Origin of the sequence: Aquamicrobium aerolatum DSM 21857 (genome assembly GCF_900113935.1) — a bacterium.
Lineage (GTDB): Bacteria > Pseudomonadota > Alphaproteobacteria > Rhizobiales > Rhizobiaceae > Aerobium > Aerobium aerolatum.
Map to the genome: position 1 here is coordinate 45,216 of NZ_FORF01000011.1, position 16,360 is coordinate 61,575.

Below are 16,360 nucleotides of genomic sequence, written 5' to 3' on the forward strand. Positions count from 1 at the left end.
GCGCGCTTCCGCGCCGCGCGATGGTTCTGGCCGCCGGCCTTGGAAAGCGCATGCGGCCTCTGACAGACCACACGCCCAAGCCGCTGATCGAAATTGCTGGCAAGTCGCTTCTGGACTGGGGTTTGGATGCGCTGGGCAGTGCCGGAGTGGAGACAGCCGTCGTCAACACCCACTATCTGGGTGATCAGATCGTGCGCCATGTCGCGATGCGCCAGCGGCCTGCGATCACGATTTCTGACGAGCGTGATGCGCTTCTGGATTCCGCAGGTGGCATTGTCAGGGCGCTGCCGATCCTCGGTCACGACCCGTTCCTGATCCTCAACGCCGACACATTCTGGATCGATGGGCCAGAACCGGAACTCCACAGGCTTGGGCTTGCATGGAACGACGCGCGCATGGATATTCTGGTCATGCTTGCACATCCCGATCATGCGACCGGACACAGCGGTTCGACTGACTTCCTGATGGACGGGGAGCATCGCCTGTCGCGTGCGCGGGGCAGCACCGAGGGCTTCATCTATGCCGGCGTTGCCATCCTGCATCCGCGCATTTTCGAAGGCGCCGTCGCTGAGCCGCATTCTCTCAATCTGTATTTTGATCGCGCAATTGCCGCGGGTCGGCTGTTCGGCCTGCCGATGAACGGCCACTGGATTACAGTCGGTACGCCCGATGCTGTCGCGCCGGCGGAGGCGGCGGTGCGACGTGGAGCGGGACGATGACGCCGCGCGTCGTTTCGATCCCCGCTGGCGTTGAATTTCTGCCTGAATTTGCCGACGCCTTGCTGGCTGGTCGCCTGGTGGAAGGTTTCACGTGGAACGGCGATCCGCTGCAACTTGCCGAGGCCACCATCTATGTACCGACGCGCCGCGCCGCGCGCGCACTGCGAAGTGTCTTCGTTGATCGGCTAGGCGGCACCACGGCGATCCTTCCAACGATCAGGCCGTTGGGTGAGTTCGACGAGGACGCAGCTCTGTTCGAAAGCGGCTCCAGTGACGATCTCGCGCTCGATCCACCCATCGGTGATATGGATCGTGTCCTCTTGCTCAGCCCGCTGGTGCGGGCGTGGAAACGGCGTCTCCCATCGCATGTCGCGGCGCTTTTCGGTGAGGAGATCGTCGTTCCGGCATCGCTTGCCGACGCGATCTGGCTGTCGCGCGACCTGGCAGCCTTGATGGATGAAATCGAGACCGGTGGCGCGCACTGGTCACGGCTTGCTGACCTCGTGCCCGCCGAGCTTGCCAATTGGTGGCAGGTGACGCTGGAATTTCTGGAGATCATCACATCGGCTTGGCCAGCACTTCTGGCCGAGCGTGGGCGATCCAATCCGGCTGGCCATCGCAGTGCTATCATTCTTGCCGAAGCCGAAAGGCTGACCCGCAACCCACCCGCAGGGCCGGTTATCGTTGCTGGCTCGACGGGTTCCATTCCTGCAACCGCGCAGCTTCTTGCTGCGATTTCGGAACTACCCCTTGGCGCGGTGGTTCTGCCGGGGCTGGACAAACGCGCGGACGAAACCAGCTGGGCCGAGATCGGCAGACCTGATGGTCCGCCATCGGTGTTCGGTCATCCGCAGGGTGGTCTCAAGAAACTTCTGGGCGTGTTGGGTGTCGAGCGTCGCGACGTCGAGGAACTGGCTTTGCCCGAACCTGCCATCGCGCAGCGTATCGCGCTGGTCAACGAGGCGCTGCGCCCGGCCGAAACGACCGATGTCTGGGCTACGCTTGAACGTGCTCCCGATCCGCAAAGCTTTGCGAATGTCAGCCTGATCGAGGCTGCCAACGAGCGCGAGGAAGCGCTGTCGATCGCTGTCGCGCTGCGCGTGGCGATTGATGATGGCACGAGCTTTGCCGCACTCGTCACCGGCGACCGCGAACTGGCACGACGGGTGTCTGCCGAGCTGCGCCGCTTCGGTATTGAAGCTGACGATTCTGGTGGCACGCCGCTCAACACCACCGCTCAAGCGACACTTTTCCACCGTCTGCTGGAGGCCGTGTTTCGGCCCGGTGATGCGGTGGCGCTGATGGCGCTGCTCAAGCATCCGCTGCTGCATGCGGGCTTGCCGCGCGCGGATGTGCGTGCTGCTGCCGAAGCGATCGACCTTGTGGCGCTGCGCGGGGCAACCGGGCGACCGGACATCGCGCAGCTGCGCGTTGATTTCGACCAGCGTCTTGCCCGGCTTGATGCGGATCCGCGCAAGCCGTTCTGGCATCAGCGTCTTTCCGCAGACCGGCTCGACAAGGCGCGTGAGCTGCTCGACGCAATCACGCGGGCATCGTCCGAGCTGATTGATCTGCGCGGACAGGAGGTCTCCCTCAAGGAGATCGCTGCGGTTTCGGTGCGCTGTTTCGAGGCGCTGGGCCGCGATCAGGATGGTGCCTATGAGGCGCTCTATGGTGGCGATAGCGGCGAGGCATTCGCCTCGTTCCTGCGTTCGTTGGTCGGCATCACCGCCGATGTCGACCTGGATGCGATCGAATGGCCGGACGTGTTCAATGCGCTGATGGCAGGGGCATCGGTCAAGCCCTCGGTCACCGGAGATCCGCGAATTGCGATCTGGGGTGCGCTGGAGGCCCGCCTGCAGACGGTCGACACGCTCATCCTCGGCGGCCTCAATGAAGGGTCATGGCCGCGCAAGGCGGAAGCTGACCGCTTCATGTCGCGCATGATGAAGGCCGGGCTTGAACTCGACCCACCGGAAAAACGCATTGGCCAGGCAGCGCATGATTTTGTCATGGCGATGGGCGCGAAGAAGGTGATCCTGACCCGCTCGGCGCGGACCGGTGATGCGCCGGCCCTGGCGTCGCGCTGGCTTCAGCGACTGATGACGTTTGCCGGCAAAGAGATGATCGACCAGATGGCGCATCGGGGGTCGGACATCTTGCATTGGGCGCGCAGTCTCGACCTCTCGCCATCTGTTCCCTTCGCCCCGCGTCCGTCTCCGCGCCCGCCGGTCGACATGCGGCCGAAGCATTATTCGGTGACCGAAATCGAGACGCTGCGGCGCGATGCCTACGCGGTCTACGCGCGACGCATCCTGCGGCTTGAACCTCTGGAGCCGTTGCTGCGCGATCCGGGCGCTGCCGAGCGCGGCACGCTGTTCCACGACATCGTCCATGCCTTCGCCCTTGCGGGCATCGATCCCGAAGCACCCGACGCGCAGACGCGACTGGTGGAGATCGGTCGGCAGGAATTCGACAAGGTCGGGCTGCCGCTCGACATCGACGCGGTGTGGTGGCCGCGCTTTCTCGAGATGGCCGGACACTTCATCGCGTGGGAGCGTCGTCGTCCGATTGGGATCCAGGCCCGACTTGCGGAAATCCGCGCCAGCCGCACCGAGATCGGCGTAACGGGCATCAGCCTTTCAGGCCGCGCCGACCGCATCGACCTTCTTGCCGCCGACATGGCCGACATCATCGACTTCAAGACCGGCTCGTCGCCTTCCAAGGCGCAGGCGCACACGCTGCTGTCGCCGCAGCTTGCGCTTGAAGGTGCCCTGCTAATGCGCGGGGCGTTTCGCGATATCGGCACGCGCATGCCTTCCCAACTCGCTTATGTGCGCATGAAAGCAGACGGCGATGTCGTCGAGGAATCGATCCTCGAATATAGCCGCCAGATCAAGTCGGCGACCGAGCTTTCCGACGAAGCTTGGATGCAGCTGGAGAAGCTGGTGTCCCACTATGCCCGAGAGACGACTGGTTTCCTGTCGCGCGCGTTGCCGTTCCGGGAAGGCGATGTCAGTGGCTATTATGATCATCTGGCCCGTGTGCTGGAATGGTCGGCAGGTGGTGAAGGTGCGGCAGGCGGGGGCGAGGGCGAATGAGCAGCGTGTTCATCATCCCGGATGATACCCGGATCGCGCAGGCCAAAGCCTCGACGCCAGACATTTCCGCCTGGGTTTCGGCCAATGCCGGCTCGGGCAAAACGCATGTTCTTGCCAGCCGCGTGATCAGGTTGCTGCTGCGCGGTGTCGATCCGTCGCGCATCCTGTGCCTCACCTACACACGCGCCGCGGCCGCCAATATGGCAAACCGTGTGTTCGCCAACCTTTCGCGCTGGACGATGCTTGCGCAGGACGATCTCGCGCGGGAAATTGCGGACCTGGAGGGCATCGCGCCGGACGCGCGAAAGCTCAGGCTGGCACGTCAGTTGTTTGCGCGCGCGCTTGAAACGCCGGGCGGTCTCAAAATCCAGACCATTCATGCGTTCTGCGAGGCGGTTCTGCACCAGTTCCCGCTGGAGGCTAACATTGCCGGGCATTTCGAGATGCTCGACACACAGATGGAAGCTGCCCTCGTTGGCGAGGCGCGCCGGGAAATGATCGCGCTTGCGGCGCAGAATGCTGATGCCGAGCTTGCCGAAGCTTTTGCCACAATATTGCAGGTTGCAGGCGAAAGCGGGCTCGACGCGCTTCTCGGTGCCATCGTCAACCAGCGCGATGGTTTGCGCGCTTTCCTCGGGCAGATCAGCGTCGGCGACGGGCAATACCTGCCGCTGTTTGAGGAATTTGGTTTCAACGGGAGCGAGAGTGCAGACTCGCTCGCGGGAGCGCTGCTGCCCGACAGCTATTTCACGCCCGAGCTTGCGCGCGGGATAGCCAGCCGTGCTGCCGCAGCCGACAAGTCGATTGCCGCGAAATTTGCTGCCGATCTCATTGAGATTTTCGCCCAACCGGATGCGCAGGAGCGGCTACACGCCCTGCGCGGCGCGTTTCTCACCAGAAAAGCCGGGCAGTGGGCGCCAAAATCCGCCACTCGAATCATGGCCAAGGGTGTTGGTGAATATTTCCCCGAATTCGCCGACGAGTTCGAGCGTTTCGCGGGGGATATTGAAGCAACCTGCGATCGTGTCGGCCTTTTGTCGATGCTCACCAGCACTAAAGCGGCGCTCACCATCGCCGACTGGCTCATCGGGCGTTATGAGCGGCTCAAAAGCGCGCGCGGTTTCCTCGATTTCAACGATCTGATTACCCGCACCGTCGCTCTGCTGGCGCGCGAGGACGCCGGCGCGTGGGTTCAATACAAGCTGGACCAGGGGATCGATCACGTCCTGCTCGATGAAGCCCAGGATACCAGTCCCGACCAGTGGGCGGTGGTGAAGGCCCTGACCTCGGAGTTCTTCGCCGGGCTTGGTGCGCGTGACGGTGTGCGCCGCACCGTGTTTGCGGTGGGCGATGAAAAGCAGTCGATCTATTCGTTCCAGGGAGCCGAGCCGGAATCCTTCGGTCGCAGCGGTCGCGAATTTCAAGAACGCGTGCTCAGCGCCAAAGGGCAGTTCGAACACGTCAAGCTGACGCGCTCGTTCCGCTCGACCGATGACGTCCTGTCAGCGGTCGATCTGGTGTTTGCGCCCGAACCCAACCGCGACGGTCTCACCCGCGATCCGGAGCCGATCGAGCATCTGGCGATCCGCTCCAGTGCGCCCGGCCATGTCGAGGTCTGGCCATCGCTCAGTCCGACCGTCGTCGAGGAGCCGGAAGACTGGACGGAGCCGGTCGATCACGCATCGGCTCCTGCAGTTCGGCTTGCCGTTCAGATTGCCAATACGATTGGCCACTGGCTTTCCTCAGGCGAAATGCTGCTTGGCAGGGCGCGCAAGATCAAGGCCGGGGACGTGATGGTTCTGGTACGAAAACGCGACCGGTTCATCCATGCCTTGTCTCGGGAATTGAAAGAACGCGGCATTCCGGTGGCCGGTGCCGACCGTCTGATGCTGACCGATCACATCGCCGTGCAGGATTTGATGGCAATTGCGCGCATATCGCTGCAGCCGGAAGACGACCTGTCGCTCGCCGCGCTCTTGAAGAGCCCTGTCTTCGGTTACGACGAGGAGCGCCTGTTCCGCCTTGCAGCCTATCGTGATCCAGGTCAGTCGCTTCTATCTGCCCTGAGGGCCGACCCTTCCAGCAAGGATGTCGCCGATTTGCTGGCGCGCTGGAGAAATGAATCCGGCTATCGAAAGCCGTTCGTATTGTTTGCTGGCATGCTTGCCAAGGACGGCCTGCGACGAAAATTCATTGCCCGGCTGGGCGTAGAGGCTGGCGATGTCGTAGATGAGTTCCTCAGTTTCTGCCTCGCCGCCGAAAAGACCGGCGTCACCGAACTCGAGGCGTTGCTGGCGCTGTTGGAAAGCGGCGGGCCCGAGATCAAGCGCGAGATGGATCAGACACGCGGTGAAGTCCGCATCATGACCACGCATGCCTCCAAGGGACTGGAGGCACCGGTCGTGTTCCTTGTCGACAGTGGCGCGGCAGCGTTTTCTGACAGCCATCTGCCGCGCCTGCTTCGGTTCGACCCGCCGAACCTTGGGTGGCAGGGGGAAGGCTATTTGTGGCGTGCCGCTGCCGATACGAGCAACAGCTTTTCGCAATCCCTCGCAGTCAAGGCGCGCGCCAAGGCTGAACAGGAATATCGACGCTTGCTCTATGTCGGCATGACCCGCGCCGAAGATCGCCTCATCATGTGCGGTTATCACGGCAAGCGTGGTCAGCCGGAAATGGCCTGGCATGCAATGGTGCAAAACGCGCTCGCAGGCTCGGCTCAGACGCAGACCCTTGTCCATCCCGCCACCGGTGAGACGATATTGCGTTACTCGGCGACCCCGCCGATTGATGTGCAATTGGAAGCGGAAGCACCGGCTACAGAGCCTGTCCTGCCGTCAATGCCCCCAGAACTCTTCAAGGTGCTGCCGCGCCCCACGATCTTGCCACGTCCCCTGTCGCCGTCCGGCGCGGGCGCGGTGATCGATCCTGCCCCCGAACAGCCGGTTCCCGGTGGTTCGCCGGTGCTTGATGCAGCGCTTGCACCGGCATTCGCACTTGAGCGCGGAACGGCTGCGCACCGGCTGCTGCAGCTTTTGCCCGCGTTACCGCAGGATGAACGCGAAGCCGCGGCGCGCCGCTACCTGGAGCGGATCGGGCGTGACTGGCCCAGCGGTGAAGCGGATCGGTTGTGGCTCTCCGTGCGCGCTATCCTGGAAAACCGGGATTTTGCGTCGCTTTTTGCGCGAGGTTCACGCGCCGAAGTCGAAATCATGGGCACGATCATGCTCGGAAATTCCGAACGTGCCGTGTCTGGCAAGATCGACCGCCTGGTGCCGGGAGATGATGCGGTGCTGATTGTCGACTACAAGACAAACCGCCCTGCGCCGCAGGCTCCGGCCCAGGTTCCGTTCGGCCATGTCGCACAGATGGCGCTTTACTGCGCGCTTCTCGCACCGCTTTATCCGGGCAGGCCGATCCGGGCTGCGTTGGTGTACACGGAAACGCCAATTCTGATCGACCTTCCGGCAGACGTGATGGATGCTGCGCTTGCTCAACTGGGGAAGGCGTGACAGAAAGTTCTTGAATGGGGTGATCCGATGCCCCACATGCGTGCGACAGATTCAGGAGATCGCCATGGCAACCGTCACCGTAGACAAGAACAATTTCCAGACCGACGTCCTGCAGGCTTCAGAGCCAGTCGTCGTTGATTTCTGGGCCGAATGGTGCGGCCCGTGCAAGATGATCGCGCCAGCGCTTGAGGAAATTGCGACCGAGCTCGCTGGCAAGGTGAAAGTCGCCAAGGTCAATATCGACGAGAACCCGGAACTGGCTGCCCAGTTTGGTGTTCGCTCGATCCCGACCCTGATGATCTTCAAGGGCGGCGAAGTTGCCGACATGAAAGTGGGTGCAGCGCCCAAGACCGCGCTGGCCTCGTGGATCGGCGGCGCCGTCTGATCTTCAGAGCATCATGAAAAAACCCGGCCTTGCGCCGGGTTTTTTTGTGTCAGGCTGGTGGCGTGCCGTTTTTGCGAAGCACTTCGCCGACCAGATAGAGCGAGCCGCAGATCAGGATGCGCGGCGGCAGGCTTGGGTCGTCCCAGCCATCTCGCAGCAACATCAAGGCGTTTTCCACGGACGCGACCGGTTCGGCCTCAAGCCCTGCCTCAGTTGCGCGCGCAGCGAGCTGGTCATTGGGAACGCCCGCGTCGCTCTCATTCACAGGGATGGTGAAAACCCGCTTCGCGATGCCGACAAAGTTGCGGAAATAGCCGGCCTGATCCTTGGTGTTGATCATCCCGGAGATCAGCACCAGTGGACGTGGCGAGCGATCTTCCTGTTCGGCCAGCGTTTCGGCGATTGCGGCCCCGGCGCTGGGATTATGGCCGCCGTCGATCCAGATGTCGGCCCCTTGCGGGGCGAGAGCGCTGAGCTTTCCGTCGGGAAGCAACTGCATGCGTCCCGGCCACTCGACCCGTCGCATTGCTGCTTCCGCAATGCTCTGGGTCACCTTGAACCCCGCTGCCTTCACACCGGCAATCGCGGCGGCGGCGTTGCCATATTGATGCCGGCCGGGAAGGCGCGGCAGGCTCAGGTCAAACAGGCCATCTTCATCCTGATAGACGAGACGACCGTTCTCTTCATGCGCCATGAATTCCTGGCCATAGACAACCAGCGGGCAGCCAAGGCGTTCGGCTGTTTCCACCAGCACGTCGCGCGCGCTGTCATGAAGTTGCGCGCCGACGACCACAGGGCAGCCCGGCTTGATGATGCCGGCCTTTTCGGCGGCAATCAGTTCAACCTTGTCACCAAGATAGGCTTCGTGGTCGAGCGCAATCGGCAGGATGACGCTGGCTGCAGGGCGGGCGATCACATTGGTCGCGTCGAACCGACCTCCCAGGCCCACCTCGACGATCGCAACATCCGCAGGATGCTCGGAAAACAGCACGAACATCGCCGCCGTCAGGATCTCGAACACCGTGATCGTCTCGCCGTTATTGGCCGCAGCGATCCGCTGCAGCACTTCGGCAAGCACATCATCTTCGACCAGCCGTCCGCCGCCTTCGGCTCCCAGCCGATAGCGTTCGTGCCAGTCTACCAGATGCGGTGAGGTGTGGACGTGGCAGGTAAGGCCCGATGCCTCGATCAGCGCGCGGGTAAATGCCGAGGTCGAACCCTTGCCATTGGTGCCGGCAATATGGATCACCGGCGGCATCCGTTCCTGCGGATTGCCAAGCCTTTCGAGCAGGCGCGAGATGCGCTCGAGCGACAGGTCGAACCCCTTGGGGTGCAGGCTCATCAGCCGCTCGATTTCACGGTCGGCGGCGCTCGTTGCAAGGGTCATGTCAGACCTCCCGGTTCACGCCGGCCTGTTTGCGGCAAGCTTATGCCTCGGCTGAAACCTGTTTGTCCGTCTCCACAATCTTCGCGGCCGTGGCCTTCTCCTTGAGCAGGATCTTCAGCAGCCGGGAAATTGTTTCCTTCAGCTCAAGACGAGAGACCACCATGTCGACCATGCCGTGCTCCATGAGATATTCGGAGCGCTGGAAGCCTTCCGGCAGCTTTTCGCGGATGGTCTGTTCGATGACGCGGGCACCGGCAAAGCCGATCACCGCACCGGGCTCGGCGACATGGACGTCGCCCAGCATCGCGTAGGATGCTGTCACGCCGCCGGTGGTCGGGTTGGTCAGCACCACGATATAGGGAAGGTTGGCTTCCTTCAGGCGGTCGACGGCAACGGTCGTGCGCGCCAGCTGCATGAGCGACAGGATGCCTTCCTGCATGCGGGCGCCGCCCGATGCCGAAAACAGCACCAAGGGCCGCTTCTGAGCAATCGCCGTTTCAAAAGCCTTCACGATGGCTTCGCCGGCGGCCATGCCGAGCGATCCGCCCATGAAAGCAAAGTCCTGTACCGTCGCGACGATCGGCAAGCCCTCGATGGTGCCGGTTGCCGACAGAACCGCATCCTCAAGACCGGTCTTGGCGCGGTAGTCCTTGAGACGATCCGTGTAGCGCTTCTCGTCACGGAATTTCAGCGGATCAACCGGAGCCTTCGGGTTCTCCAGCAGCGTGTATTCGCCATTGTCGAAAAACGCCTTGAGCCGCTCCTTGCCGGAAATCTTCATGTGGTAGCCCGAAGACGGGATCACCCACTGGTTTTCCTCCAGCTCCTTGTGAAACACCATCTCGCCGGTCTCGGGGTCCTTGACCCAGAGATTTTCGGGCATGTCGCGGCGACCAAAGAAGGAGTTGATCTTGGGCCGTACGTAGTTGGTGATCCAGTTCATCGAGATTTCCTTGATCTGTGACGTCAGCGCGTCTTCACAGAAATGGTGTCTTTAGTCAGCCGGGGCAAGACGCGCGCGACGCACGCCACGGGCGAGCCCATCCACGAGCGTTGCAACAGCCTCGGCGGGATTGGCGGTCATCTTTCCGTTGCCGTCTATCACATTAGCCACCGCGTTGACGATGGCTGTACCGACGACGACACCGTCAGCGGATGCACCGATGGCCCGCGCCTGTTCGGCCGTCTTGACGCCAAACCCGACGCAGACCGGCAGATCGGTATGCGCCTTGATCCGGGACACCGCCGCGGCAACATTGGTCGTATCGGGCAGGGCCGAGCCGGTGATGCCGGTCATCGAGACATAGTACACAAAGCCGGAAGTGTTCTGCAGCACCTTGGGCAGCCGATGGTCGTCGGTGGTCGGCGTTGCGAGACGAATGAAATTCACACCGGCCTTGAGCGCGGGAATGCAGAGTTCCTCGTCCATCTCCGGCGGCAGGTCGACCACGATCAGGCCGTCGATGCCGGACGCCTTGGCGTCAGCAAGGAAACTGTCGACGCCGTAGCTGTAGATCGGGTTGTAATAGCCCATCAGAACGATCGGCGTCTCATCGTCTTCCTTGCGGAAGTCGGCGGCCATGGCGAGCGTCTTCTTCAGCGTCTGGCCGGCCCTGAGGGCACGCAAGCCAGCCGCCTGGATAGCCGGGCCGTCGGCCATCGGGTCGGAGAATGGCATCCCCAGCTCGATGATGTCCGAGCCGGCCTTCGGCAGCGCCTTCATGATTTCCAGCGAGGTATCGTAGTCGGGATCGCCACCCATGAAATAGGTGACGAGCGCCGGGCGGCCCTCTTGTTTCAGCGCCGCCATGCGGCGGTCGATACGCGTCGTCATACGTACTCTCCGGAAAATCTCTCTTCGGTGTAGTCCGAAACAGTCTTGCCCGACATGGCGGTGTTCATCCAGGCACGTCGTTCGAAATCGATGAGGCCCAGTTCCCAGACGCAGGCCATCAGCAGCGGGTCGGCCTCGACGAAACGCCCGTCCGGCGACCGGTCGGCACGCCACAATTTGCGTGCGGCGATGCCCCCCTTCACCCACCAGTGCAACAGCAGCCAGCGCGCCTCTTCGCCTTCATGAAGAATGGCAAATCCGGCGCCCTGATGGGGCGTGTGGGCGATTTCGTTTTCAGCCGAGCGCATCTTGGCGATCGCCGCCTCAAAGACCTCGTCGCCAATCGTCGCGCCTTCGGCGCAGATTGCGTTGAGCTTGACCGATACCGGGCCAATCGCGACCATCTCGCGGAACCAGGCGCGCCTTGGCTGGTATGCGCAGGAGACCGGCTCGCTCGTCTGCGTGCGCAGCCAATCGCCATAGGTTGCATCCACCGCAGCGAGCGGCGCAGCAACGATCGAGGGCACTTGATAAGGGTGCAGCGAGCGGACGAGGGCGCTGACGCGTTCAAAGTCTGCAGCCCTGCATTTCAGCAGCAGCGGCACTTCTTCCGCCTGTTCCACTTCGCCCTGCCAGCGATAGACGCTGGAGACAGCGGGAAAAACATTGGCGCATGCGGCAAGGCGGGCATCGACTGCCGCCCTGGCGATCCCGTCTGCCACCGGGCGATCAGGACAGTTGATCCAGATGTCGATGAACGGCGTGGTCATGGGCGGATCAGATTTCCATACCCATCATGCCGGCCACCGTGTGCACATCCTTGTCGCCACGGCCCGACAGGTTGACGATGATGATCTCGTCCTTGCGCATCGTCGGAGCGATTTTCATCGCATGGGCAATGGCGTGCGAGGATTCCAGCGCCGGAATGATGCCTTCCTTCTGTGTCGTCAGCTGGAATGCTTCCAGTGCCTCGTCGTCAAGGATCGGAACGTAATCGACCCGGCCGGTATCGCGCAGCCAGCTGTGCTCCGGACCGACGCCGGGATAGTCGAGGCCTGCCGAGATCGAATGGCCGTCCTTGATCTGTCCGTCGCTGTCCTGCAGCAGATAGGTGCGGTTGCCATGCAGAACGCCGGGACGACCGGCGTTCATCGACGCGCAGTGCTCTTCGCCATCAAGACCACGACCGCCGGCCTCGATGCCGATGATCTTGACGTCCTTGTCGTCGAGGAACGGATGAAAGATGCCGATCGCGTTCGAACCGCCGCCAACGGCTGCGATGATCACATCCGGCAGCCTGCCTTCCTGTTCGAGGATCTGCGCGCGCGCTTCGTTGCCGATCGCCGACTGGAACTCGCGAACCATCTCCGGATAGGGGTGAGGGCCGGCGGCGGTGCCGATCAGATAGTAGGTGTCTTCGACATTGGTCACCCAGTCGCGCAACGCTTCGTTCATGGCGTCCTTGAGGGTGCCATGTCCGGCTGAAACCGCGTTCACCTGCGCGCCCAGAAGTTTCATGCGGAACACGTTCGGCTTTTGCCGCTCGACGTCGGTTGCGCCCATATAGACCACGCAGGGAAAGCCGAAGCGGGCGGCAACCGTGGCCGAGGCAACGCCGTGCTGGCCTGCGCCGGTCTCGGCGATGATGCGCTTGCGCCCCATGCGCTTGGCCAGCAGGATCTGGCCGAGGCAGTTGTTGATCTTGTGCGAACCGGTGTGGTTGAGGTCTTCACGCTTGAAATAGATCTTCGCGCCACCCAGGTGGTTTGACAGCCCTTCAGCGTAATAGAGCTTCGACGGTCGCCCGGCATAATGTGTCGAGAGCGCCTGCAATTCGGCGCGGAACGCCGGATCGTTTTTCGCTGCGTCCCATTCCTTTTCGAGATCGAGAATGAGCGGCATCAGGGTTTCGGCGACAAAGCGGCCGCCAAAGATGCCGAACATGCCCTGTTCGTCGGGTCCGGTACGGAACGAATTCGGGGCCACAGGCTGGTTCACGGCCGGTCTCCTCAGGGATTGGTCCGTCAGGTGGCGCTTGTTTCCTGCGCGCTCCGGACGGCTTTGAAGAACTGTGCGATCAGCGCCGCATCCTTGATGCCCGGCGCTCGCTCCACTCCCGACGAGATATCGATACCGGGCGGATTGGAGAGATGAAGGGCATCGCCGATGTTGGCGGCGTTCAGCCCCCCCGAAAGCATGTAATCGACGTCGCGGTCAAGGGCTGCGAGCAGCCGCCAGTCGAAGGAAACGCCATTGCCGCCGGGCAATTGCGAGCCCTTGGGCGGTTTTGCATCGAACAGGAGGCGATCTGCAACGTGGGAAAACGGCTCGACCTGGTCGAGATCGGCAGCTTCACTGATCGAAAACGCCTTCATCACCGGCAAGCCATAGCGCTGCTTGACGGCACGCACGCGCTCCGGCGTTTCGTTCCCATGAAGCTGCAGGATCTCAGGCGAGACGCTTTTCACGATCGCATCCAATGCGTCGTCATCGGCATTCACAGTCACCGCGACGACCTTTGCCCGGCCGACAGCGTGCTGGCGCAGCATGCCGGCAGCAGCCGGCTCGATATGTCTCGGGCTCTTGGGAAAGAAGATAAAGCCAATATGGCTTGCGCCTTCGTTCAGCGCCGCGAGGAGCGTGTCGTCGCTGGTCAGGCCGCAGATTTTGATATCGAGGGTCATGCCTGTCTTATCGCCACGAAAATGCAGCCGTTTCAAGGACGATTGATACTTTTGCCGGGATTGAGGGATTCACGTGAAATCATGCCGCTGCGGCATGGCTTGCCATCAGGCGTCGCTGTTGTTGCTGAAATCGATTGCCTGAAGCGCGCCGCCATTGCGCTTGAGCCAGGCACGGGCCTCTTCCGTTCGCGGGCAAAGCCTCGCGCACAGCGCCCAGAATTTCGGGCCGTGGTTCATTTCCTTCAGATGCGCAACTTCATGGGCGACGAGATAGTCGATCACGACAGGCGGTGCCATCATGATGCGCCAAGAAAATGACAGATTGCCTTCCGACGAACATGACCCCCAACGCGATGAGGTGTCCTTGTAGCGGATCGAACGGGCAGCTCTGCCGACGCTGGCCGTGTGTTTTGCCACCAGCCTCTCGATGTCGTTGCGAGCCTCACGCTTGAGGAAGTCCGCCACCCGGCGCGGCAGGTGCTCTGCCCGGCCATAGACCCGTAAAACCGGCTCCCCCGTAATAATCTCGGTCGCCACCGTGCCGCGCCCGTCTTCATGCACGATCAGGTGCGCTTCGCCGCGAATGGGGATCTTCACCCCCGGCCGCACACGCGGCAGGTTGGGAAGTTTTGCCAGCTTCGTTTCGAGCCAGCCCTGGTGCCGGTCGAGAAACTGATCGACCTCGCCCTTGCGCAAGCCCGGCGGCACGGTCACCCGCAGTCCCCGCCCTCCAGCTTCGATGCGCAATGTCAGCCGCTTGGCGCGGTCGTTCTCGACGATCTTCAGCGGCAAATTGCGCTCGGCAACCACATGCACCCGCTCCTGCGTCGCTTGACGCGGACCACTGCGTGCTTTCGTCGATTTGAGGAAGCTGAAGACCATGGCAGGAGTCTAGCCGATTCGCGGGCAACAGAAAGGCTGGTCAGGAAGCAGCACGTTGCGGGCGCAAAGAAATGGCGCCGGATTGCTCCGGCGCCGTTTTTGCAGGAAGGCACATCAAAGGCGTGCTAGCGTCTCAGACGTCATCCAGCAGACCTTCGCCCTTCTCAGGCTGGCGGTTTGCCGGGGTGTTCTTCGAGCGTTCGGCCATGAAGCGGTCGAACTCCTGCTGGTCCTTGGCGCGGCGCAGCTCACGCGCATAGGCGTCGAATTCCTCGCGCATCGTGTCGAGCTTGCGGCGCTCTTCGGCGAGGCGGTCGAGTTCTTTTTCACGCCAGTCATCGAAGGCGACATTGCCGGTACGTGCGTGCATCGTCCTACCCTTCTTGCATGAGCCGAAGATGGAGTTGCGGGCCTTGCTCCAGTCGCCTTTGAAATCCTCGAGGCGATCGCCCCAGATGATATAGGCCAACATTGCGAGACCCAGCGGCCAGAATACCATGAAGCCGACGACCATCAGCGCGATGGTAGCAGGCGTCCATGCAGGCCGGATCAGGGCGGTCTTGGTCATTTCGTCCGTTCCTTCACTTGGAGGCAGCCAGACCGGCTGCTTGATTTCGAGATGGGAAACGAAAAAAGTCGATTCAAGACCTTTCTGCGTGAATCAGGCGCAAGGTCCGATCACATTTCAAACTGCCCTGCACGCAGATCCTTTTTCGGTGACCGCTTGCGTGGGGTGTCGAGCGCGCGGCGGTGCCGGTCGCCGCGCGCCGATTGTTGGTCAGCGCCAGCCCAGCCCCGGCGCGACATGCTTGAGGATCGCCTCGATGACATGGGCGTTGTAGTCGACGCCCAGCTGGTTTGGCACTGTCAAAAGCAGCGTGTCGGCTTCCGCAATCGCTTCGTCCTGCTTCAACTGCTCGATCAGCCTGTCAGGCTCCGCCGCATAGCTCCGGCCAAAGATCGCGCGGGTCTTCTCGTCGATGAAGCCGACCTTGTCGTTGCTTTCGTTGCCCGTGCCGAAATAGGCCCGGTCGCGATCATCCATCAGCGCAAAGATGCTGCGGCTGACCGAGACCCGTGGCGTGCGTTGATGGCCTGCTTCCTTCCAGGCTTCGCGGTAGGCGCGAATCTGTTCCGCCTGCTGGATGTGAAACGGCAGTCCTGTCTCGTCATCCTTCAATGTCGAGCTCTGCAGGTTCATCCCGAGCTTTGCGGCCCAGCGGGCCGTGGCGTTGGAGCTTGCGCCCCACCAGATGCGTTCACGCAGACCTTCCGAATGCGGTTCGATCCGCAGCAGGCCCGGAGGGTTGGGAAACATCGGATGCGGGTTGGGTTGGGCAAAGCCCTCGCCGCGCAGCAGGTCGAGGAAGGTTTCGGCCTTCTCGCGTGCCATGTCCGCTTCCGACTCGCCCTCCTTGGGCTGGTAGCCGAAATGACGCCAGCCATCGATCACCTGCTCGGGCGAGCCACGGCTGATGCCAAGCTGCAGCCGCCCACCGGCGATCAGGTCGGCCGCGCCGGCATCCTCGACCATGTAATGCGGGTTCTCGTAGCGCATGTCGATGACGCCGGTGCCGATCTCGATCTTGCTGGTGCGCGCGCCGATGGCGGCCATAAGCGGGAAGGGCGATCCAAGCTGCCGCGCAAAATGGTGCACGCGGAAATAGGCGCCATCAAGCCCCAGCTCTTCGGCTGCGACTGCCAGCTCGATCGACTGCAGCAGCGTGTCGCTGGCAGAGCGCGTCTGGGAATGGGGCGAGGGCGACCAGTGGCCAAAGGAGAGAAAACCGATTTTCTTCATGGGATCTTCAATCTGGTTGAGCGGGCGGTAGAGTTAATCCCGGCGAATATGGGCCGAC

Annotated in this window: 13 protein-coding genes and 1 pseudogene; 4 read left to right on the forward strand and 10 right to left on the reverse strand. The window is 62.3% G+C overall.

The window, feature by feature from the left end:
- Positions 1-20: 20 nt before the first annotated feature.
- From BMZ42_RS10495 to trxA, 4 genes are all read left to right on the forward strand, one after another.
- On the forward strand, positions 21-719 hold the full coding sequence (locus BMZ42_RS10495) for a nucleotidyltransferase family protein (protein ID WP_091522194.1): 699 nt from the start codon (positions 21-23) through the stop codon (positions 717-719).
- Positions 716-3,820, forward strand: a complete 3,105-nt coding sequence (gene addB, locus BMZ42_RS10500; RefSeq protein WP_091521975.1) for a double-strand break repair protein AddB — start codon at positions 716-718, stop codon at positions 3,818-3,820. The genes BMZ42_RS10495 and addB overlap by 4 nt, the downstream gene beginning before the upstream one ends.
- Entirely contained in the window at positions 3,817-7,329 is a 3,513-nt protein-coding gene (gene addA / locus BMZ42_RS10505) for a double-strand break repair helicase AddA (RefSeq protein ID WP_091521977.1), read from the forward strand. Before addB ends, addA begins: the two co-directional genes overlap by 4 nt.
- Positions 7,330-7,393: 64 nt before the next feature.
- The gene (gene trxA, locus BMZ42_RS10510; RefSeq protein ID WP_091521978.1) at positions 7,394-7,714 is read left to right on the forward strand and encodes a thioredoxin; all 321 of its coding nucleotides are present in this window, start codon (positions 7,394-7,396) and stop codon (positions 7,712-7,714) included.
- Between the two features lie 49 nt (positions 7,715-7,763).
- Here the strand turns inward: trxA and BMZ42_RS10515 are convergent, their stop codons facing one another.
- From BMZ42_RS10515 to BMZ42_RS10555, 10 genes and pseudogenes are all read right to left on the reverse strand, one after another.
- Positions 7,764-9,101 carry a bifunctional folylpolyglutamate synthase/dihydrofolate synthase gene (locus BMZ42_RS10515; protein WP_091521980.1) on the reverse strand — a complete coding sequence of 446 codons (1,338 nt, stop codon included), beginning with the start codon at positions 9,099-9,101 and terminating at the stop codon, positions 7,764-7,766.
- Between the two features lie 40 nt (positions 9,102-9,141).
- A complete protein-coding gene (accD, locus tag BMZ42_RS10520; protein WP_091521982.1) occupies positions 9,142-10,044 on the reverse strand; it encodes an acetyl-CoA carboxylase, carboxyltransferase subunit beta in 903 nt (300 codons plus the stop codon).
- A gap of 51 nt (positions 10,045-10,095) precedes the next feature.
- On the reverse strand, positions 10,096-10,935 hold the full coding sequence (gene trpA / locus BMZ42_RS10525) for a tryptophan synthase subunit alpha (protein WP_091521983.1): 840 nt from the start codon (positions 10,933-10,935) through the stop codon (positions 10,096-10,098).
- Positions 10,932-11,339: a hypothetical protein gene (locus tag BMZ42_RS18435; RefSeq protein WP_342028949.1), complete on the reverse strand. Its 408-nt coding sequence runs from the start codon at positions 11,337-11,339 to the stop codon at positions 10,932-10,934. The genes trpA and BMZ42_RS18435 overlap by 4 nt, the downstream gene beginning before the upstream one ends.
- 69 nt (positions 11,340-11,408) lie before the next feature.
- A pseudogene (gene cutA, locus BMZ42_RS18440) lies at positions 11,409-11,705 on the reverse strand (divalent-cation tolerance protein CutA); the annotation flags it as partial.
- 7 nt (positions 11,706-11,712) lie between these two features.
- Positions 11,713-12,933, reverse strand: a complete 1,221-nt coding sequence (gene trpB / locus BMZ42_RS10535) for a tryptophan synthase subunit beta (protein ID WP_091521985.1) — start codon at positions 12,931-12,933, stop codon at positions 11,713-11,715.
- A 26-nt stretch (positions 12,934-12,959) separates the two neighbouring features.
- The gene (locus tag BMZ42_RS10540) at positions 12,960-13,619 is read right to left on the reverse strand and encodes a phosphoribosylanthranilate isomerase (RefSeq protein WP_091521987.1); all 660 of its coding nucleotides are present in this window, start codon (positions 13,617-13,619) and stop codon (positions 12,960-12,962) included.
- A gap of 105 nt (positions 13,620-13,724) precedes the next feature.
- Entirely contained in the window at positions 13,725-14,501 is a 777-nt protein-coding gene (locus BMZ42_RS10545) for a M48 family metallopeptidase (protein ID WP_091521989.1), read from the reverse strand.
- Between the two features lie 133 nt (positions 14,502-14,634).
- Positions 14,635-15,069, reverse strand: coding sequence for a DUF2852 domain-containing protein (locus tag BMZ42_RS10550; RefSeq protein WP_091521990.1), 435 nt, complete (start codon positions 15,067-15,069; stop codon positions 14,635-14,637).
- Positions 15,070-15,279: 210 nt separating this feature from the next.
- Positions 15,280-16,302 carry an LLM class flavin-dependent oxidoreductase gene (locus tag BMZ42_RS10555; protein WP_091521992.1) on the reverse strand — a complete coding sequence of 341 codons (1,023 nt, stop codon included), beginning with the start codon at positions 16,300-16,302 and terminating at the stop codon, positions 15,280-15,282.
- Positions 16,303-16,360: the final 58 nt, after the last annotated feature.